This is a genomic window from Algoriphagus sp. (assembly GCF_029254265.1).
GTDB lineage: Bacteria > Bacteroidota > Bacteroidia > Cytophagales > Cyclobacteriaceae > Algoriphagus.
In genome coordinates, this window is the sequence record NZ_JAQWXX010000115.1 from 41,761 (window position 1) to 62,776 (window position 21,016).

Consider the following 21,016-nt stretch of genomic DNA (forward strand, 5'->3'; position numbering starts at 1 on the left):
ATGATAGAAAGGCTTACAAAATGCCCCCTCTGCAAAAGTGGGCTTTTTCTTAATTCAACTGAAGTAATAGACCATGCGGTTAGCAAAGAGCTTTTCATAATATGCAAATGCACTTCATGTGATGTCCTTTTTACGAATCCCAGACCAACACAACAACAAATATCCAAATACTACGATTTTCCCGAATACTATTCTCATACTGATTCTACAAAAGGCTTAACTCAATTCATTTATAATAAGGTTAGATTAATTGCCATTAAGGGGAAAATCTCACTACTTACAGAATTAAAACCAAAAAAAGGAAGTCTACTTGATTTTGGCTGTGGTACAGCAGAATTTATTTATCGAGCAAAGCAAAAAGGTTGGAATGTAACAGGGATAGAACCCAATACGAAAGCAAAAGAACAAGCATTAACTAAATTAGATAATCAAATTCATTCAAATTTAGACACACTAAATAAAAATGACCGATTTGATCTAATAACAATGTTCCATGTTCTAGAACATGTACATGAGTTAAGAAAAACAGTAAAAAAGATTTTAAAGCACTTAAAATCAAATGGTTATATAATTATTGCAGTACCAAATCCAGCGAGTTTTGATGCAGAAATATATGGCAAAAATTGGGCGGGTTGGGATGTACCAAGGCATCTTTACCACTTCTCTCCAAAAGCTATTGAATCTTTCCAAGAAATCTTTGACCTTGAATTGATTGATCAAAAGAAGATGCCCTTTGATAGTTATTATGTTTCTCTCTTATCAGAGGGATATAAAGCCCCAAAGACATCACTTCTATCTAAATATTGGAAAGCCTTAAAGACTGGATACAAATCAAATAATCTTGCACAATCTCGAGGCTCCAATTATTCTAGTAACCTGTACATTTTCAAAAAGAAGTGAAATACTTAAATCTATTCATACTCATCTTATTAATGTCATCTTGCGCAAAGCAAAGCACCCCTATGGGAGGACCAAGAGATGAAGACCCGCCTGTATTAGTTGAAATAAACCCCGAGAATGAATCATTAAATATAAAACCTGAAAAAATAACCCTCACTTTTGACGAATACATAAAACTTGATAATGCTAATAAAAACATCATAATCACCCCTCGGGTCAATAACGATGAGCTAATAATTTCCGCTTTGAAAAATTCAGTTATTATAGAACTGAACCAGGAATTAGAGGATAGTACAACCTATGTTTTCAACTTTCAAAAGTCAATTCAAGATCTCTCCGAAGGTAATTCAGCAGAAAATCTTAAGCTTGTTTTTTCAACAGGTACAACCATAGACAGCCTTACTTTTTCAGGAAAAACAAATATCTATTATCCGGATCCTAGAGCACCTTATGAAGATATTATCGTCGGGTTATATCCATCAAATGATACAACTGATGTTTTTACTGCTCCTCCATATTATTTGACTCAGGCAGACAGTGTTGGAAATTTCAAGATAACCAACATCAAATCCGGAGATTATCGAGCATATGCCTGGAAGGATGACAATAATTCTCTTAAAGCAGAATTTAAATCAGAATCATTCGATTTTTTGCCTGATACAATAACAATAAATAAAAATGTAGAAGGTATAAACTTCAATTTGGCTAAAGGGGATCAAACTCCTATAAGAATATTGAGATCATCAACTAATGCAAGAGGCTACGACATTATCTACAATAAAACACCTGTAAAGATAAACATTGAAACAGAAGGTTTAGGTGAGAATATTTTCTACACCGAAGGAGATAAACGAATCAAGCTCTTTGCTAAAGAATCATTGACGGATAGCATTGCAACAAAAATCTCTCTAATAGACTCAGTAGGAAATAAAACCGATTCTTTGATTTATACAAAGTTTGAGGAGTCTGAAAGAAGAAAAGAAGAGTTAACAATCAGTCCTAATTCAGGTAAGAGTTTTTACAAAGAATTAGTCATGGAATTAACCTTTAATAAACCTCTTCAATCTATACGATACGACTCACTATACTTATCCTACGATACTGCATCAGTCATTCCAATAATCCCTTCTATGATTTCATTCAACGATTCAATGAGAATGGATAAAATGAAGATAAACATGTCGATTCCACATCCAATAGCATTTCAAATATTCACATTGAATGCTAAAGACTCTACTTTCTTAGATATAGAGGGTATTTTTAATGAAAAAGAGCTTAAAGCCAACTATAAAAAACTAAGACTTGAAGAACTTGCTGATGAAATTTCAGGAAGCATAATCGGAGCAGAAGGACCATTTATAATACAGCTGATCAGTAAGGATGAAATCAAACGTGAAGAATTCATCAATAATGGGAACACATTTTCTTTCAAACTGGTAGAAGCAGGTATCTATCAAATAAGAGTAATTGCAGACACGAATGGAAACAAACGATGGGATCCTGCTAATTTTTCAGAAAATCGCTTAGCTGAACAAGTATTCTATTTTCTAGATGAAGAAAACAGTCAAAACATTACTATTAGAGCAGGATGGACAGTCCCGGATCAAATCATAAAAGCAAGCCCAAAAACAGGCAAAAATTGAAAAATCTTCACTGTGAATAAGTACCAAATTAAGTGTGGATATCTAGATGGTTGGAAAGATAATAAGATCACTTACCAACAATGGAATTATAAAAAACCAACAACTCTTTAAAATTGGGGATATCTACTCTTTTATACACACAAGAAAATCAAGTAATCCACATTCAAATAATCAACACCAATAAACTTTAAGAAATCCACCAAAAAGTAAATAAGAAAAGAAAAAACAGATCTTCAAGTACTTAGATGTGGATAAAATCTTGATAAGAGGTGAACATATAGATTCACAGAAATTAAAATCGTGGACAATTATAAAAGACAAGGTTTTCAACAAATCCACAGACTTAATAATCATAAGAGGAATTTTTTTAAAAAATCTTATTTCAACTATTATAAAAAGGGGCTGTGGATAAACCTTTGTTTTTCGAATTTGCTTTGGTAATATTAAATATCAACCCAAATTAACCTAACAATGGAATTAACCAGATTATTTGATCTTATACCTTATCAGATTGCTAATTTTGATAAAGATATAGCACTGGCAAAAAAAGAGAATGGATCTTGGACTACCTTTTCTTCCAGGAAAGTCAAAGAAATTGTAGATAAACTGAGCTTGGCATTTATCGAGCATGGTATTGAACCTGGAGATAAAGTTGCTTTGATTTCTAATAATTGTCCTGAATGGAACTTTGTTGATATTGCTTTGCAGCAAATGGGAGGAATATCGGTTCCCATGTATCCCACTATTACTTCTTCAGATTACGAATACATATTTGATCATGCTGAAGTAAAAATGATTTTTGTAGGTGATCAGGAAATCTTTGATAAAGCTAAAGTAGTATCAGGAGATCGAGTGATTGTTTCCTTTGAAGACATTGCCGGGACAATACCATTTAATGATTTCGTTGAAAAGGGGGCAAGTGGAAATTTAGAGATCCTTGAAAATTCCAAAGCTGCAGTAAAGCCTGATGATTTATTTACTGTAATCTATACCAGTGGTACGACTGGAAGGCCAAAAGGAGTAATGCTCACGCATCATAACGTATTTTCGAATGTTCTTCAGGTTGGAAAAATTTTTACACCTGAAAAAGGTACATCTCGCGTTTTAAGCTTTTTACCTCTTTGTCATATTTATGAGCGATCTGCTTCTTTTGCTTTTATGGTCATGGGTTACTCTGTATACTATGCAGAAAGCATGGAGACCATCGGAGAAAATCTTAAAGAAATCAAGCCTCATTTATTTAACACTGTACCTAGGTTATTGGAAAAAATTTATGATAAGATTGTCTCTAAGGGCTATGAATTAAGCGGAGTAAAAAAGAGTTTATTTTTCTGGGCTTTAAATCTTGGTTTGAAATATGATCCTGCAAAGCCCATGGGAGGTTGGTTTGATTTTCAATTGAAACTTGCAAACAAGATAATATTTAGTAAATGGCGTGAAGCCTTGGGAGGAGAAGTTCTACAGATCAATTCTGGAGCCTCTGCCTTGCAACCCAGATTAGCAAGAGTATTTTGGGCTGCAGGAATAAAGGTTTGTGAGGGTTATGGATTGACAGAGACTTCTCCTGTGATTTCGGCCTCAATCTGTAATTTCGAAGAAATTAGAATAGGATGGGTGGGTAAACTCATTGAAGATATTGAAGTGAAAATTGCTTCTGATGGAGAAATATTGGTTAAAGGGCCAAATGTGATGAAAGGGTATTATAAAGAGCCTGAATTGACTGCTGAAGCATTAAAAGATGGTTGGTTCCACACCGGAGATATTGGAGAGCTAGATGGCCCTTATTTAAGGATTACCGATCGGAAAAAGGAAATGTTTAAAACCTCCGGAGGAAAATATGTAGCTCCTCAGGTGATGGAGAATAAGTTTAAAGAGTCAAGCTTGATTGATCAACTAGTAGTTATTGGTGAAAACAGAAATTATCCGGCTGCTTTGATTGTCCCAAGTTTTGAAGGGTTAAAAGAATATTGTAACCATAAGGGTATTCCTTACAGTTCAGACTATGAAATGATTAAAAAACCTGAAATCATTGAGAAATATGATCGTGAAGTAGAGAACGCAAATAAGTTCTTTGCTAAATGGGAACAGGTAAAGCGTTACAAACTACTAAGGAATCCATGGTCTATCGAAACTGGTGAATTGACTCCTACCATGAAACTCAAACGAAAAGTAATTCATCAAAAATATGAAACAGAAATTGAGGGAATTTATCAAGGTTAATTAATCTGGTTCTCCATTCGGTTATAAGTATTCATAATTTGATCCTGATCAAAAAGAGTACTTTATTCTGATTTTCTTGTTTTATCTTTAATTTATTTTGAATACTCTCTTTTCAAGCATGTTTGAAGGGAGAGTATTTTGTTTTTTAGATAAATTCAACTTTTTATTTGTGATGCATGCATAACTTTTTTCTTATTTAGTATGCATGCATACAATATTTTTTTTAAATTAGTAGACTAAAAATCTCAGGATTATTAAAGAATGAAGCGCGAAGAAACAGTCGATTATCATATTAAAAGCTCATGGCATGCAATATCCCGCATGTACAATCAGCAGGCTGCTGAAGAAGGTTTTACCACCGCTATTGGCTTTGTGTTGATTAATATAAATTCCAAAGAAGGTACGCCCGCAACCAAAATTGCTCCGCAAATAGGACTAGAAACTAGAAGTCTTACTCGGATGCTTAAAACAATGGAGGAAAAGGGGCTTATTTTTAAAAAACCTGATCTGGTAGATAAGCGTTCTGTTAGAATTTACCTTACGGAAGAAGGCAAGCGAAAGAAAGAGATTTCCGTTAACACAATCAGGGAATTCAATGAGCAAGTAAGGACTGTCGTAGCGCAAGAAGAATTGGACGTTTTTTTCTCTGTTTTCCAAAAAATACAAAGCGTAATCGATCAAGTCCAAAGTGATAAGGAAATAGATCTTCAAAAAGCAATCATAGAATTTTAATAATAAATGGCTTCATGCCAAAGACTACCAAAACCCAAAAAAATGAAAAGAACCATTAAAAAAGTTGCCGTATTAGGCTCAGGAGTAATGGGATCCAGAATCGCCTGTCATTTCGCCAATATAGGCGTACAGGTACTTTTATTGGATATCGTTCCATTTGAACTCACAGAGCAAGAGCAAAAGAAAGGTCTGACTAAAGAAAGTCCTTTGGTGAGAAATAGGATTGTGGAGACAGCACTGCAAACTACCTTGAAAACAAACCCCTCTGCGATTTATGATAAAGCCTTTGCTTCAAGAATAACCACTGGAAATTTTGATGATGATCTTCCAAAAATCAAAGATTACGATTGGGTAATCGAAGTAGTTGTAGAGCGATTGGATATCAAGCAGCAGCTTTTTGAAAAAGTAGAAAAATATCGAAAGCCAGGCACATTAATCACTTCCAATACCTCAGGTATTCCAATGCATTTGATGTGTGAAGGAAGAAGTGAAGATTTCCAAGTGAATTTTGCAGGTACACACTTTTTTAATCCTCCGAGATATTTGAGGTTATTGGAGATCATTCCTGGACCAAAGACAGACCCTGAAATCATCGATTTCTTGATGGAATATGGAGACAAATTCCTTGGAAAAGAAACTGTGCTATGTAAAGATACTCCGGCATTCATCGCCAATAGAATTGGGGTATATGCCATTATTTCCGGGATGCACGCTATCGAAAAAATGGGTTTTGGAGTATCCGAAGTAGATAAATTAACGGGTCCTGTGATTGGAAGAGCTAAGTCTGCAACATTCCGAACCATGGATGTCGTAGGATTGGATACTACCGTCAATGTGGCCAACAACCTATACAAAGCTCTGCCTGATGATGAGTCACGAGATAAATTCAAACTTCCAAAAATTGTTGAGTTCCTTTATAACAATAAGTGGTTTGGAGATAAGACGGGTCAGGGTTATTTCAAAATGATCCGTCATAAAGATGGTACCAAAGAACTCAAAGAACTTGATTTCAATACCTTCGAATACAAGCCTGTTGAAAAACCAAAATTCAAAGCACTTGAAGCTTCCAAAGAAATCGAAGACTTGAAGAAACGAATCAAATTCTTGGTGAATTTTGATGATCGTGCTGGTGAGTTTTATAGAGCTTCTTTTTATGATCTTTTCAAATATTGCTCTCACCGAATTCCCGAGATTTCAGATGAACTCTACCGAATTGATCAAGCCGTTAGCGCAGGATTTGGTTGGGAGCTCGGACCATTTGAGACCTGGGATGCATTAGGAGTTCGAGAAACTGTTTCAAAAATGGAAGCTGCTGGCGAACCTGCAGCTAAATGGGTTCATGAAATGCTCGATGCCGGGCATGAGTCATTTTACAAAGTAGAAGGCGGCAAAAAGAAATACTATGATATTCCTACCAAGTCATTTGTAGAAATACCAGGTATCGAGGAGTTTATCATTTTGGACACCTTAAAATCAGCAGGTAAGAAAATCTGGGGGAATGCTGGAGCTTCAGTTTATGATATGGGTGATGAAGTGATCGGATTGGAATTTCATTCCAAGATGAACTCCATGGGCCAAGAAGTGATCGAAGGAATCAATACTGCCATAAGTATGGCTGAAAAATCCTACAAGGGATTAGTAATTGGAAACGAAGGAGGAAATTTCTCTGCAGGTGCCAATTTAGCAATGCTATACATGTTTGCAGGCGATCAAGAATTTGATGAGATCAATATGATGATCGCTCAATTCCAAAACACCATGATGCGTGCGCGTTTCTCATCAATTCCAGTGGTCGTAGCCCCACACAATATGGCTTTGGGTGGTGGTTGTGAATTGTCACTCCATTCTGACCATATTCAGGCACATGCTGAATTATACATGGGTCTGGTTGAAGTTGGAGTAGGATTGATTCCTGCCGGTGGTGGAACCAAAGAAATGACCTTAAGATTTTCAAATAGGACGATTGAAGGAGATGTCGAAGTAAATCAGCTTCAAGAATACTTCATGAATATTGCAACTGCGAAAGTTTCTACCTCTGCTGCTGAGGCAAAAGCATTGGGCTACTTGAGAAAAGATGATGGGATCACTATCAATAGAAAGCGCCAATTAGCGGAAGCAAAGACAAAGGTTTTGGATCTCTTTGCAGCTGGGTATATCCAACCAATTCAGCAAACAAACATTAAAGTATTGGGAAAAACATCGCTGGCACTTTTCGAAGCAGGGATCACCGGTATGCGCTATGGAGCATACATTTCTGAGCATGATGCATTGATTGCTAGAAAACTTGCTTGGGTGATGTCTGGAGGAGACTTATCTTCTCCAACCTTAGTTTCGGAGCAATATTTATTGGATCTCGAGCGGGAGGCATTCTTGAGCTTGACTGGAGAAAAGAAAACTTTGGAAAGAATTCACAGCATTTTATTCAAAGGCAAACCACTTAGAAACTAGGAACTCAAAAAACCCAATTACCAAAAACTAAAATACAATGGAAGCATATATTATAAATGGATATAGGTCAGCAGTAGGTAAAGCAAAAAAAGGAGGCTTTAGATTTTATCGCCCGGATGATTTAGCTGCAGATGTGATCAAACACTTGATTGCTAATACTCCTGGTCTAGAGACTAAAATGGTCGATGATTTGATCGTAGGTAATGCAGTTCCAGAGGCAGAACAAGGCATGCAAATGGGCCGAATGATTTCGCTTTTGGCTCTAGGAATTGATAATCCAGGATTTATCATCAACCGATATTGCGGATCTGGTTTAGAAGCTATCGCTCTAGCTGTTGGTAAAATCAAAGCTGGAATGGCAGACTGCATCATTGCAGGAGGAACAGAATCCATGTCTTTGGTACCAATGATGGGCTACAAGACTGCATTGAACTGGAAGATTGCGAAAGATCATCCTTCTTATTACCTCAGTATGGGATTGACTGCTGAAGAATTAGCGAGAGAGTATGAAATCACTAGAGAAGAGGCTGATGCATTTTCTGTAAAATCTCATGAGAAAGCTTTGGCGGCAATCGCCGCTGGTAAATTCAAAGACGAGATCGTTCCTGTGGAAGTAGAGGAAACTTACTTAGACGAAAAAGGAAAGAAAAAAACCAGAAAATACATTGTGGATACAGATGAAGGTCCTCGTCCAGGCACTACCATGGAGGCATTAGCAGGATTGCGACCAGCTTTCAAAAATGGTGGTCAGGTGACAGCAGGAAACTCTTCCCAGACTTCCGATGGAGCATCTTTTGTAGTTGTAATGTCAGAGCGAATGGTCAAAGAATTAAATCTAGAGCCCATTGCAAGAATGATGTCTTATAGTGTAGCAGGTGTCGATCCTCGGATCATGGGTATTGGACCAAAAGAAGCTGTTCCAAAAGCATTGAAGCAAGCAGGATTGACTCTGAATGATATCGAATTGATCGAGTTAAATGAAGCATTCGCGGCACAGGGACTTTCGGTTATGAAAGCCTTGGACATGAATCCAGACATTGTTAATGTAAATGGTGGTGCTGTGGCTTTGGGTCACCCACTGGGATGTACCGGAGCAAAGCTTTCAGTTCAGATTTTCAACGAATTGAGAAGACAAAACAAGAAATACGGAATGGTCACTGCTTGCGTAGGTGGTGGTCAAGGTGTCGCAGGGGTTTATGAACTCTTGAAATAACCAACTTCTTGACTTCATAATTCTTACATCTTATGTCTAAAATCTTAAATTAATACAATGGCAACGCTAACAAAATCAACACAAGGAGGAGAATTCCTCATCAAAGATGTTCTTTCGAGTGACATTTTTATCCCTGAGCAATTTACAGAAGAGCAGCGAATGATGGCTCAGGCCTGCCAAGACTTTATCGATACTGAGATCACTCCAAATATCGAGGAGATTGACAGTATGAAGAATCCGGATTTGGTCCCCTCAATTTTTAAGAAGGCAGGAGATCTGGGTCTTTTGGGAATTACCGTTCCTGAGCAATATGGAGGAATGGGAATGAGCTTCAACACCTCTATGCTGATTGCTGACATCATAGGAGCAGCAGGATCGTTTTCTACCACTTATGGAGCACATACAGGAATCGGTACACTTCCGATTTTGTATTATGGAGATGAGGCTCAAAAATCTAAATATCTTCCTAAACTAGCTACTGGCGAATGGGCAGCATGTTATTGCTTAACCGAGCCTGATGCTGGTTCGGATGCCAACAGTGGTAAAACCAAAGCGACTTTGTCAGCAGATGGTAAAACCTATATGCTCAATGGTCAGAAGATGTGGATTTCTAATGCTGGCTTTGCAGATTTATTTATTGTCTTCGCCAAAATTGAAGATGATAAAAATCTGACGGCATTTATCGTGGAGAAAACATTTGGTGGAATCACCATGAATGAGGAGGAGAAAAAGATGGGCATTAAAGGCTCGTCTACCCGCCAGGTATTCTTTAACGATTGCCCGGTTCCAGTTGAGAATATGCTTTCTGAAAGACAAAATGGATTCAAGATCGCAGTTAATATTTTGAACATAGGAAGAGTGAAGTTGGGGGCAGGTGTACTTGGCGGAGTCCGTACGGTTACTTCTCTTGCCACTCAGTATTCTACAGACCGAAAGCAGTTTGGCGTAAGCATTAATACGTTTGGAGCAGTGAAAGCGAAACTCGCTGAAATGGCAACCAGAACATTCGTGACGGAATCACTTTGCTACAGGGCGGGTCAAGATATCGAAGACCAGATCAATTCATTAATCGCTGGAGGAATGGATGAGACAGAGGCAAAGCTTAAAGGAGTGGAAGCTTTTGCAATTGAGTGTGCGATTGCAAAAATTCACGGTTCTGAGGTTTTGGACTACGTAGTAGATCAGGGCGTTCAGGTATATGGTGGAATGGGTTATTCTGCAGATGCCCCTATGGAGAGAGCCTATCGAGATGCTCGAATCGCTCGTATTTATGAGGGAACAAATGAAATCAACAGAATGCTGATGGTTGGGATGCTCTTGAAGCGTGCAATGAAAGGTGAGATCAATCTTTTCGAGCCGGCAATGGCAGTTTCGGCGGAATTGACAGGAGTACCATCCTTTGAGTCTATTGATACTTCAGAGCTTTTTGCAGCAGAAAAAGACGTGCTTAAAAAACTCAAGAAAGTATTTCTAATGGTTGGAGGAAAAGCAGCTATGGCACTTCAAGACAAAATTGAAGACGAGCAGGAAGTGATGATGAACTTAGCTGATGTAATGATTGAAATTTATGCCGCAGAATCAGGAATTCTCCGAGCTGAAAAGCTGGTAGGTATGAAAGGAGAAGATGCTTGCCAAAGTCAAATCGCAATGGCTCAGGTTTATCTTTCTGAAGCAGTAGACAAAATCGCAATGGCAGCTAAAGAAGCAATAGGTAGCTTCACCAAGGGGAATGAGCAAAAGGTCATGCTTATGGGCTTGAAGCGGTATACTAAGGCAGACTTGGTTGATACTAAAACACTGAGAAGACATATTGCTGACTACATGATAGCGCAAGGAAAATATCCATTTTGATAAATACACAGGATAATTATTTAAGCCTCCGATTATTAAAATCGGAGGCTTTTTGCTTTATAATGAATAGATTAAAGAAAAAATATTCTTATTATCCATTCCATTATTTTGATAAACCCCAGAAGAATTGAAAAAGACCTTACTAATTTTAATTCCACTCTGCCTGTTGATACCTTTTGCTTTCCAGATGATGGGAGAGGATCCTGCATCCAAATTTATTGATTCGCTAAGCCCAGAACAGCGAAGTAAAGTGGTGTTGGATTTTGAAGATCAGCGAAAGTTGGATTGGCATTTTTTTCCAAGCACCATGTTTTCGCGTGAAGGAATTCCACTTGATGAGTTAAGTAGTCCTCAATTAGAGAAACTTGAAGAACTCATGCTTACTTTTCTTTCGAAATCGGGTTACGAAAAAGTTGAAAAAATTAAAGGACTGGAAGACGTATTGCGCGCTATTTCCGGTGATTCAGTTATGCGGGATTCAGGGAAATACTTTACCACCTTTTATGGAGACCCTAAGAATGATCCTGTTTGGGCCATGTCATTTGAAGGGCATCATATTTCCTTGAATTTTACGGTTGTGGACGGCGAAGTTTCTAGCACACCACGATTTTTGGGCGCAAATCCGGCAATGATACCAGAAGGTCCAAGAAAGGGTGATCGAACACTTCAAGAAGAAGAAGATTTAGGATTTGATTTGATCAACTCATTTACAGAAGCACAAAAGCAGAAAGCTATTTTTCAAGAGGAGTCATTCAAAGATATTGTCTCCTTCAATATTCCAAAAGTAGATCCTTTTGAGCCAGCTGGGATTCCATATTCAGAATTAGACGCAGATCAGCAAAAGAAATTGATGCGATTGATTGATGAATATTTGAATACCATGCCTAAGAAATCCGCAATGGAACGAAGGGATAAAATAATGGAGGAAGATCTAAGCGATATATATTTTGGGTGGGTTGGTGCTTTTAAACTGGGATCAGCTCATTATTACAGGATTCAAGGAAAGACGTTTTTGATTGAATTTGACAACTCTCAAAACAATGCGAATCATATACACACCGTTTGGAGGGATTTTGATGGTGATTTTGGGCGGGATCTAATCCATGAACATTTACAGTCTTCACCACATCATCACTGATAAGTTTAGAAAGCTTTAAAAAAACTTAATAATTCAGATTTCTGTTCCTGATTTAAATCACTAACTTTCTTCTAATCCGGTGGAGAAGAAAACGGATGATTTTATCCTTATCTCATTAAATCCCGAACCAATGGCAAAACAACCAGAAGGTAAACCCAAGGACGATAAATCCAAGGCTACCAAAACACTGAAAGAAAAGAGGGCTGATAAAGCTGCTAAAAAAGAAAGTAAGAAGAATTATTAAAACCATTCGTTACTAGTATAAAGGGAAGTCTAAAGCTTCCCTATTTTTTGATAGGGGTGCAAGAATCATTCAATAAGTTTGAAAATAGGAATAGTCTCATTTTCACAAAAGATTTTAATAAGAAAAGTTTGTTAAAAACTTGATTTATTCTGTCGGTTTCCCAATTCCAAGAAGAATTCGGATATTATCAGCTAATCCTATGCGCTAATCTTCTCTTATATGAATTTTCGTTTCGCTTACATCACGCTACTGTTCCTTATTTTCGAAGCGTGTTCACCTCGTGGAGAAAAAATATTCGGTGAGGATATCTCTACCTCATCGGAGCAGATATTGGCTGGAAAAAAACTTTTCGAACAAAATTGTTCCACCTGCCATAATTTTAATGAGAATGCAATCGGGCCAAATCTAAGTGGCTTAACCCGTCAGGTGGAAACAGATTGGATCAAAAGATTCATAAAAAACCCTCAAGAGTTTTTTCTCGCCAAAGATGAAAGAGCGTTGAGGCTTCTGGCAATTTATAAGAATGAAATGCCGGCTTATCCTGCCTTTTCGGATCAAGATCTTGATGCTGTCCTCAGCTACCTTCATACGTTTGAAACACTTCCAATTGAAATTCTGGGAGATACCACTTCCAATCTTATTCCAGAGAAAATTCTGGATTCCGGGATAAGATTAGAATTAGAATTTTTTGCGCAGCTGCCTGCTTCAGACACAGTGCCTGCTTTGGCCAAAATGACCAAAATGGAGCCAATTCCAGGGACAAATCGCTTGATGATCAATGATCAGCGAATTGGAATCTATGAGTTGGTTGACCAAAAACCACAGCTCTATTTGGACCTGTTACAGCAAAAACCGGATATGGTCAGCAAGCCAGGTTGGGCAACTGGGGTAGGTAGTTTTGCCTTTCACCCAGAATTCGACAAAAACGGACTTTTCTATACTGCGCATACTGAGCCAGGAGGAACACAGCCTTCTGATTTCGGCTATACGGATAGTTTAGCGGTCTTCATGCAATGGGTCTTGACGGAATGGAAAGCGGATTCTCCAAGCGCTAAAATCTTCAAAGGAAGTAATCGAGAAGTCCTTCGGATCGATAATTCCTCACAAGCTCATGGAATGCAAGAGCTGACTTTCAATCCAAATTCGAAGAAAGGAGATCCTGATTTTGGATTGCTTTACATTGGTTATGGTGATGGAGGAACAGCTGAAAAAAGATTTGCCCATATTTCTAACCATGGAGGAGCGGGAATTTATAGTAGCATTTTGCGAATCGATCCAGCTGGAAAAGACGGAAAAAATGGAAAATACGGAATACCCAAAATCAATCCTTTTGCAGGAGCTCCGGGAAAAGCTGGTGAAGTTTTGGCCTTTGGATTCCGAAATCCTAACCGGATCTTTTGGAATGAGTCAGGAATTCTTTTTGCCACCGATATTGGACAACATAGCATTGAAGAAATCAATTTGATAGAGCCAGGTAAGTTTTATGGCTGGCCCATTCGCGAAGGAAGGTTTATGATCAATCCTTTTGGAAGCTTCCGCACGCTTTATCCCTTGCCGAAGGATGATGCAGAAAAGGGTGTCACTTATCCATTGATCCAGCTGGAGCATGATGAGACCGTTGCAGTGATCGGTGGATATTTTCTTCCTGAAGGAAATCTTAAGGGCGATTTCATTTTTGGAGACATTCCAACGGGCCGATTGTTTTTAGCTGATTTGAATCAGAGACCTACCCCTGAAGTAAAAAGTCTGAAAGTCATTTTTGAGGGAAAAGAAACTACCATGGAAGAATTGGTTGGTGGCCGAGTAGATTTGAAATTCGGAATAGATGCTGAAAAGCAAGTTTACATCATGAGTAAGAATCAGGGAAAAATTTATAAAATTATCAACACCCTATGAAAAAGTTATTGAAAAGCCTACCGGTAATCGCCCTTGGCTTAGTAGTACTCATCTCTTCTTGCCAACAGCCGGAAGAAAAAGTCGAATTTATAGTCAATGAAAGGGCCATTGCGAGATTGGATTCCACACTTCAGAGCTACGTCAACTCCGGAAATGTAGCCGGAATCTCTGCGTTGATTTTCGAAAAAGATCAGGAGGTTTATTTCAATGCCTTTGGCTTTGCCAACCAAGAGAAACAAATCCCGATGGATAGAAACACCATTGTGCAGATTTATTCCATGACCAAACCGATTACCGGAACTGCACTGATGACACTTTGGGAAGAAGGGAAATTTCAATTGGATGATCCCTTGGAGAAATACGCACCAGAGTTCGCTAATATGAAGGTATATCAGGGAGTGGATGAGAATGGTAAAATGATTCTGGTGGATGCTGATCGACCTGTTACGATTCGAGATATCACTAGGCATACTGCAGGATTTCCTAACCGAAATGATATTCCCGGGCTTAGTGAGCTGATGGCTGAGAAAGATGCTCGAAGCTATGAAAACACGCTGACCCAAATGGCTGAAAAGATCGGAAGCACTCCGCTTTGGTTTCAGCCAGGGACCCAATGGGAATATGGCCAATCTGTGGATGTTCAGGCATTTTTGGTTGAAAGACTTTCCGGAGTGCCCTATGCTGAATATGTCCAAGAGCATGTTTTGAGCCCATTAAAAATGAATACTACCCGCTATGTAGTTCCAGAAGAAGATTTAAATCGATTCTCGGCAGCCTATCAGCGAACTGGTGAAGGGCAATTGACGCAAATGCCAGATTCGGCTGCGCATGCATTTAATTTAAAAAAGTGGCCTTTGACACCCGGAGGTTTTGGATTGACTTCCACTTTGGATGATTACATGACCTTTGCTCGAATGCTTGTCAATGAAGGAACAATCAATGGAACGACTATTCTAAAACCAGAAACCGTAAAACTGATGGCAACAAACCATCTTCCAGATTCTGTCACAGAGCGATCTTGGCTGCCAAGTAAAGGCCGAGTGGGATTTGGAATTGACTTTGCCGTACGAACAGACCCTCCTGCAACAGCTGAAGAAATGAATGGTGTGGTGGGAGAATTTTTCTGGGACGGAGCAGCTAGTACCCTATTTTGGGTTGATCCTAAAAATGATTTGGTAGCAGTGCTTTTTGTCCAGCTTTATCCTTACGATGGGATTGGGCTACATAAAAATTTTAGGGATGCTGTGTATGGAAAAATTGTAGTGAATCCAGCTCAATAATTAAAAACAAACTTGTATGAAGAAATTTTTTAAGAAAATAGGGACTTGGATCAAAGGCAAACTTAACCTCATCAAGCCGGGAGCATTTGCGATCAAAGGTGCAGCGATTGGGTTGTTGGTTCTAACTTTGATCGTTTTTGTAATTGAGATAGTAGGGATGAGTGTCAACTGGAAGGATCCTTGGATTCTTGTTTTTGGGTTGTTGATTCTTCTTGCTGTGACCCTGGTTTCATTCCTTGCTGTCAAGCTGATCAAATTGATTTTTGAAATCCCGAAAGATTATAAACGAGTATTAATTGCTTGCGCCATTCTGCTCAGCTTGGTCCGGCTAAGTGACGAGCGATATGCGATTTTTCTGGTGTTGATTTTTTCACTTTTTGGTGCCGGGATTGCGATGTTTTGGAAAGGGCATTTTCAGCGTTTAACCACTCCCAAGAAAGTTGTTTCCATCTTGGGATTTTTGGTAGGAATAGCGGGAATAGGCTTTTTGATCTATTTTGGAAGTATTCGCGGATTAGAAATCGATGAACAGATCAATGCTGCCAAACTCACGGAAGATAAGATTTCACCGATTGAAGCTGCCTCTCCAGCACTGAATGGAAGCTTTCAGTTTACCACTTTTACCTACGGGTCCGGAAAGGATCTGCGACGAGAGGAATTTGCTGAAGGCGCCACCTATCAGACCGAATCGGTAGATGGGAGAGCTTTTATTGATAATTGGGAAAAATTTGGGGGCTGGTGGCGTGAGAAGTATTGGGGATTCGATGCAAAAGAATTACCGCTTAATGCCCGAGTTTGGATGCCGGAAGGTAAAGGGCCTTTTCCGTTGGTTTTGGTGGTTCATGGCAATCATTCCATGCAGGACTTCTCTGACCCTGGCTATGATTACTTGGGCGAGTTTTTAGCCTCCAAAGGCATGATCTTAGCCTCAGTGGATGAGAATTTTATCAATGGGTCTTGGACAGATCTTTTTGGTCGGTTGGAAAAGGAAAATGATGCCCGAGGCTGGATCTTGCTTGAGCATTTGCGGGTTTGGGACGAGTGGAATAAAGATGAAACTCATCCGCTATTCCAAAAAGTGGATATGAATAAACTTGCGCTGATGGGTCACAGTCGTGGTGGAGAAGCAGTAGGTCATGCGGCCATGCTAAATGCCTTGGAATATTATCCAGATGACGCATCCATCAAACAGGGGTACCATTTCAACATCAAAGGAATAGTGGCGATAGCGCCTGTGGACGGGCAGTATAAGCCGGGAGGTTCAGGGACGAAATTTGAAAACGTGAATTACCTGACTTTTCATGGAGCTCAGGATGCGGATGTGACTTCTTTTTCAGGAGCAATGCAATATGAGCGAATCAAATTCACTGATAGCGCCTACCATTTCAAGTCTGCTGTCTATATCGCTGGTGCAAATCACGGGCAATTCAACACTTCTTGGGGAGATAATGATTATGGGGTGACTTTCAAAGGAATTCTCAATCTAGGTCAATTGATACCTGCGGAGGAACAGCAGGAAGTGGCTAAAGTGTATATCGGAGCTTTTTTGGAAGCTTCCCTGAATGATCGAAGGGAATATTTGCCTTTATTTCAAGATGCCAGAAAAGGAAAAGATTGGCTTCCAGAGTCTATTTACCTAAGTCAATTTGAAGATTCAAATACTCGAATTTGGGCGAATTTTGATGAGGATTTTGAACTGACGAGTACTACTACAGGAGGTGTTGCTGATGGAGAGAATCTAACTGTCTGGAGAGAATCAGAAATCGAGATGGAATATGGGAAAAAGGGAAGTCGGGCAGTTTATTTAGGATGGAACTATGAGAAATTAAATGAGGATATCGATACCCTTTGGAAAGATGGCGCCAAACCGACGATTCCAGATTCAGTCTTAGCGAGTTACTCGATTAGCCTGGACTCGATGAGTTTCAGACCAGACTCCACTTCTGTATTGGCATTTTCTCTTGCAGAATCTACCGAAAGCTCCAATCCGAAAAGTGGAGGCAAATGGAAAAACGATAATGATTCTAATAATAATAATGATTCTAATTCAGATGAGGAGTTGAATGCTGAAGGCGATAACAACTCAGAGGAAGAATCAACGAATGAGGAAGCCATCGAAGAAAAGGAGGATGAAGAAGCTGAAAAAACTCCTGATGCTCCCCTAGACTTCACGATCATCTTGACCGATCAGTCTGGTGCAGAAATCAGTTTTCTTCTGTCAGAATTTTCTCATCTTCAGCGGCAGATCAAGTCTAGAGTATTGAAACTGGACTTTCTGGATAAGAAGGATCATTCAGAAAATATTTTCCAAACATTCACTTTTGATCTGGAAAAATTGAAATCTAAGAATCCTGACTTTGCGCTGCAGACATTGCATCAGATTACATTTCAGTTTGATCAAAATGAAAGCGGCGTTATTATTCTAGACCAACTCGGGATTTCGAAGAATATTAATTTGGTAAAACGCTGAATGGATAGTTGATTTTTTAATCAATTTGTCAATTCAAAACAATAAAATACCGCACGATGTAATTTTTGTGGTTTAGTTATATCTATTTTGTCAAATTGACAAATTAAAGAGAGTTATCTCGATTAACCCGTAATCATATTATTTATGAACCAATTGGTGAACAGTGGCAAAAGGATTCTATCGTTTCTCATCATCTTATTTTCCATTGGATTAAGTTCCTGTGAGAAGTCAGAACCTTTTGATGATCCGACTGTCAAACCGGATGAAAATCGGTTTACGAAAGTTGTTTTGACAGAAGGAATGGATGAACCCATGGAAATGACCTTCCTTCCCGAAAGCAGAATTCTCTTTGTGGAAAGAAAAGGTGGAGTGAAGATTTTTGATGAGAAAACAGGTGATGTGACCTTAGTGGCCACGATTCCTGTAAATACTAAATACACCAACAAAGAGGGGGTGGTGAGAGAAGCAGAAGAAGGCTTGATGGGCGTGATCGTTCATCCTAATTTTGAAAAGAATCACTGGATTTACCTTTACTATGCGGACCCGATTGATACCCAGCATGTGTTGGCTCGGTATGAGCTAGACGGAAACATCCTTAAGGAAGAGACGAAGAAGATACTTTTGGTCGTGCCAACACAACGTGAAGAGTGTTGCCATACAGGCGGAGGAATGGTCTTCGACCAGGAAGGTAATCTTTACTTGACAGTTGGAAACAATACCGTTAACCCACGTACAGGATCATCTAATTTGGATGAAAGACCTGGATTTGAGAACTCGGATGATCAAAGAGCTCCTGGAAACACCAATGATTTAAGAGGAAAGATTTTAAGAATTCATCCAGAAGATGATGGAACTTATACTATTCCAGAAGGAAATTTATTCCCTATAGGAACTGAGAAAACTAAACCTGAAATCTATACCATGGGTCATAGAAACCCATGGAGAGTTTCTTTAGACAGTGAAACTGGCTATTTGTACTGGGGCGAAGTGGGGCCTGATGCATCCGTAGACTCTATCTGGGGACCAAAAGGGTATGATGAATTTAATCAGGCTAAAGGCCCGGGATTTTTTGGATGGCCATATTTTATTGGTGACAACCAACCATATAATAGGCATGACCTTGCAACGGAGACTTATGGAGCTCCTTTTGATGTCAATAAGCCTGTGAACGAATCTGTCAACAATACGGGTTTAAGAGAATTGCCTACTCCTGTGGTTCCTGCTTTCATTTGGTATCCTTATGGGATATCTGAAGAGTTTCCTATGCTTGGAAGTTCTGGAAGGAGTGCAACAGGTGGGCCTGTATTCAGAAAAAAAGATTTTGCAAAAGATGCACCTTATGTATTTCCTGCGTATTACGAGGGGAAATGGTTGATCGTCGACTTTATGAGAGGTTGGATCATGGCGGTCTCGATGGATGAAAATGGAGATTATCAATCCATGGAACGGTTTTTACCGGAAGAGAACTTCAGTTCGGCTATTGATATGGATTTTGGACCAGATGGAGCACTTTATGTGTTGGAATATGGGAGCGCTTGGTTTAGAGGAAACTCGAATTCCAGAATTGTTAAAATTGAATACAATGCTGGAAATAGAAAACCAAACATAAATGCTTCTGCGGATGTCATGGCAGGTTCGGTGCCATTCACAACCAAATTCAGTTCAGCCGGAACCAACGATTATGACGATTACGATCAGGGAAAGCTTACCTATTCTTGGGAGATCTCTTCTGACAATGGAACAACGGTAGACCTTCAAGGTGCTGACGTTTCCTACACCTTCGAAAGTCCAGGGATATATAAAGTAGTATTAACGGTGACTGATACCAAAGGCGAATCTAATTCTTCCAGCTTGGAAATAGTGGCCGGAAATGATCGCCCAGTGGTTAGCATAGATTTCAGCGGTAAAAACAGAACCTTCTATTTTGGAGATAAATCACTGGATTATAAAGTTTTGGTTACTGATAAAGAGGATGGAAGCACTTCAAACGGTGCAATCAAGCCAGAGGAAGTCGCAGTAACTTTTGATTATGTTCCTGCCGGTTTTGACCCGATCGAAATGGCTTCCAAGCAAAGTGGGGTAGAATCCATGGCAGTATTAAATATTGGGCGAAATCTAATAGAGGCTAGTGATTGCAAATCTTGTCATCAATATGATTCGACTTCAATCGGACCTAGCTATTCTGCAGTTGCCCTAAAATATCCCAAAACTCAAGAGAACGTTCGTATGCTTATTGGTAAAATAATCAATGGAGGCAGTGGCGTTTGGGGAGACCATGCAATGAGTGCGCACCCGCAATTATCAGAAGGAGATGCCAAGCGAATGGTGGATTATATTTTCAGCTTGAATGAAGTCAATCCCACAGTTGCGTCTCTTCCTTTGGAAGGTAAATTGACTCCAGAAGTTCCTGAGGGGGAAGATGGCCAGGGAGGATATTTATTAAGAGCATTTTACAGTGATAAAGGAGTAGGAAACATTACATCCTTGACAGGCGAAGACTTTGTTGCTTTACGTAATCCTTTCTTGGATCCTCAACTATCTGAGGTAAGAAAAGGCGTACAATTGTTGACTACTCCAAGTGTGAATTTCTTCATGGTAGGAGATCAATCCTATATTGGATTTAAAGATCTAGACATGACAGGAATCAAAGAAATTACCCTTTATTTAGGTCTTAGTTCTAGAGTAGGTGCCAAAGGTGCCTCCGTTGAGATCAGACTGGATGCTCCAACAGGTCAGTTGTTGGGAGAGACTGAGAAAGTAACCAAAGCGCCTGAAGGCGGTTTCCGACCACCTGCTGGTGTTTCTCGAACAGAATGGAGAAGACAAAATTCTGCCAAGCCGACACTGACTTTTCAGCCAGTTTCAGGAAAACATGATGTTTATTTCATATTCAAAAACGCGGATGTGAAACCAGAGGAAATACTAGTTGCTATTAATGAAATAGAGTTTAAAAACTAATTGTTAAATAGCGAAAGTCTGAT

12 protein-coding genes are annotated in these 21,016 nt (G+C 39.2%); all 12 read left to right on the top strand.

The window, feature by feature from the left end; translation table 11 throughout:
- The 12 genes from P8O16_RS17820 (at position 1) to P8O16_RS17875 (ending at position 20,993) form a co-directional block, all read left to right on the top strand.
- Complete coding sequence (locus P8O16_RS17820; RefSeq protein ID WP_300316908.1) at positions 1 to 900, top strand: class I SAM-dependent methyltransferase; 900 nt, start codon at positions 1 to 3, stop codon at positions 898 to 900.
- A gap of 62 nt (positions 901 to 962) precedes the next feature.
- The gene (locus P8O16_RS17825; protein WP_300316910.1) at positions 963 to 2,543 is read left to right on the top strand and encodes an Ig-like domain-containing domain; all 1,581 of its coding nucleotides are present in this window, start codon (positions 963 to 965) and stop codon (positions 2,541 to 2,543) included.
- 471 nt (positions 2,544 to 3,014) lie between these two features.
- The gene (locus P8O16_RS17830) at positions 3,015 to 4,763 is read left to right on the top strand and encodes a long-chain fatty acid--CoA ligase (protein ID WP_300316912.1); all 1,749 of its coding nucleotides are present in this window, start codon (positions 3,015 to 3,017) and stop codon (positions 4,761 to 4,763) included.
- 261 nt (positions 4,764 to 5,024) lie between these two features.
- Entirely contained in the window at positions 5,025 to 5,495 is a 471-nt protein-coding gene (locus P8O16_RS17835; protein ID WP_300316915.1) for a MarR family transcriptional regulator, read from the top strand.
- Between the two features lie 42 nt (positions 5,496 to 5,537).
- On the top strand, positions 5,538 to 7,943 hold the full coding sequence (locus P8O16_RS17840; protein ID WP_300316918.1) for a 3-hydroxyacyl-CoA dehydrogenase/enoyl-CoA hydratase family protein: 2,406 nt from the start codon (positions 5,538 to 5,540) through the stop codon (positions 7,941 to 7,943).
- A 37-nt stretch (positions 7,944 to 7,980) separates the two neighbouring features.
- Positions 7,981 to 9,156, top strand: a complete 1,176-nt coding sequence (locus P8O16_RS17845) for an acetyl-CoA C-acyltransferase (protein WP_300316920.1) — start codon at positions 7,981 to 7,983, stop codon at positions 9,154 to 9,156.
- 57 nt (positions 9,157 to 9,213) lie between these two features.
- Positions 9,214 to 11,007 (top strand): acyl-CoA dehydrogenase family protein, encoded by a 1,794-nt coding sequence (locus P8O16_RS17850; protein ID WP_300316922.1) that lies wholly within the window; start codon positions 9,214 to 9,216, stop codon positions 11,005 to 11,007.
- Between the two features lie 127 nt (positions 11,008 to 11,134).
- Positions 11,135 to 12,145, top strand: coding sequence for a DUF3500 domain-containing protein (locus P8O16_RS17855; RefSeq protein WP_300316925.1), 1,011 nt, complete (start codon positions 11,135 to 11,137; stop codon positions 12,143 to 12,145).
- A 463-nt stretch (positions 12,146 to 12,608) separates the two neighbouring features.
- Complete coding sequence (locus tag P8O16_RS17860) at positions 12,609 to 14,285, top strand: PQQ-dependent sugar dehydrogenase (protein ID WP_300316927.1); 1,677 nt, start codon at positions 12,609 to 12,611, stop codon at positions 14,283 to 14,285.
- Complete coding sequence (locus tag P8O16_RS17865) at positions 14,282 to 15,565, top strand: serine hydrolase (protein WP_300316929.1); 1,284 nt, start codon at positions 14,282 to 14,284, stop codon at positions 15,563 to 15,565. Before P8O16_RS17860 ends, P8O16_RS17865 begins: the two co-directional genes overlap by 4 nt.
- Before the next feature lie 16 nt (positions 15,566 to 15,581).
- Entirely contained in the window at positions 15,582 to 18,035 is a 2,454-nt protein-coding gene (locus P8O16_RS17870) for a hypothetical protein (RefSeq protein WP_300316932.1), read from the top strand.
- 144 nt (positions 18,036 to 18,179) lie between these two features.
- Positions 18,180 to 20,993 (top strand): PQQ-dependent sugar dehydrogenase, encoded by a 2,814-nt coding sequence (locus P8O16_RS17875; RefSeq protein WP_300316935.1) that lies wholly within the window; start codon positions 18,180 to 18,182, stop codon positions 20,991 to 20,993.
- Positions 20,994 to 21,016 lie beyond the last annotated feature (23 nt).

Coding starts and splice junctions, on each gene's coding strand:
- P8O16_RS17820 (WP_300316908.1), top strand. CDS start 1: ATGATAGAAAGGCTTACAAAATGCCCCCTCTGCAAAAGTGGGCTTTTT.
- P8O16_RS17825 (WP_300316910.1), top strand. CDS start 963: ATGGGAGGACCAAGAGATGAAGACCCGCCTGTATTAGTTGAAATAAAC.
- P8O16_RS17830 (WP_300316912.1), top strand. CDS start 3,015: ATGGAATTAACCAGATTATTTGATCTTATACCTTATCAGATTGCTAAT.
- P8O16_RS17835 (WP_300316915.1), top strand. CDS start 5,025: ATGAAGCGCGAAGAAACAGTCGATTATCATATTAAAAGCTCATGGCAT.
- P8O16_RS17840 (WP_300316918.1), top strand. CDS start 5,538: ATGAAAAGAACCATTAAAAAAGTTGCCGTATTAGGCTCAGGAGTAATG.
- P8O16_RS17845 (WP_300316920.1), top strand. CDS start 7,981: ATGGAAGCATATATTATAAATGGATATAGGTCAGCAGTAGGTAAAGCA.
- P8O16_RS17850 (WP_300316922.1), top strand. CDS start 9,214: ATGGCAACGCTAACAAAATCAACACAAGGAGGAGAATTCCTCATCAAA.
- P8O16_RS17860 (WP_300316927.1), top strand. CDS start 12,609: ATGAATTTTCGTTTCGCTTACATCACGCTACTGTTCCTTATTTTCGAA.
- P8O16_RS17865 (WP_300316929.1), top strand. CDS start 14,282: ATGAAAAAGTTATTGAAAAGCCTACCGGTAATCGCCCTTGGCTTAGTA.
- P8O16_RS17870 (WP_300316932.1), top strand. CDS start 15,582: ATGAAGAAATTTTTTAAGAAAATAGGGACTTGGATCAAAGGCAAACTT.
- P8O16_RS17875 (WP_300316935.1), top strand. CDS start 18,180: ATGAACCAATTGGTGAACAGTGGCAAAAGGATTCTATCGTTTCTCATC.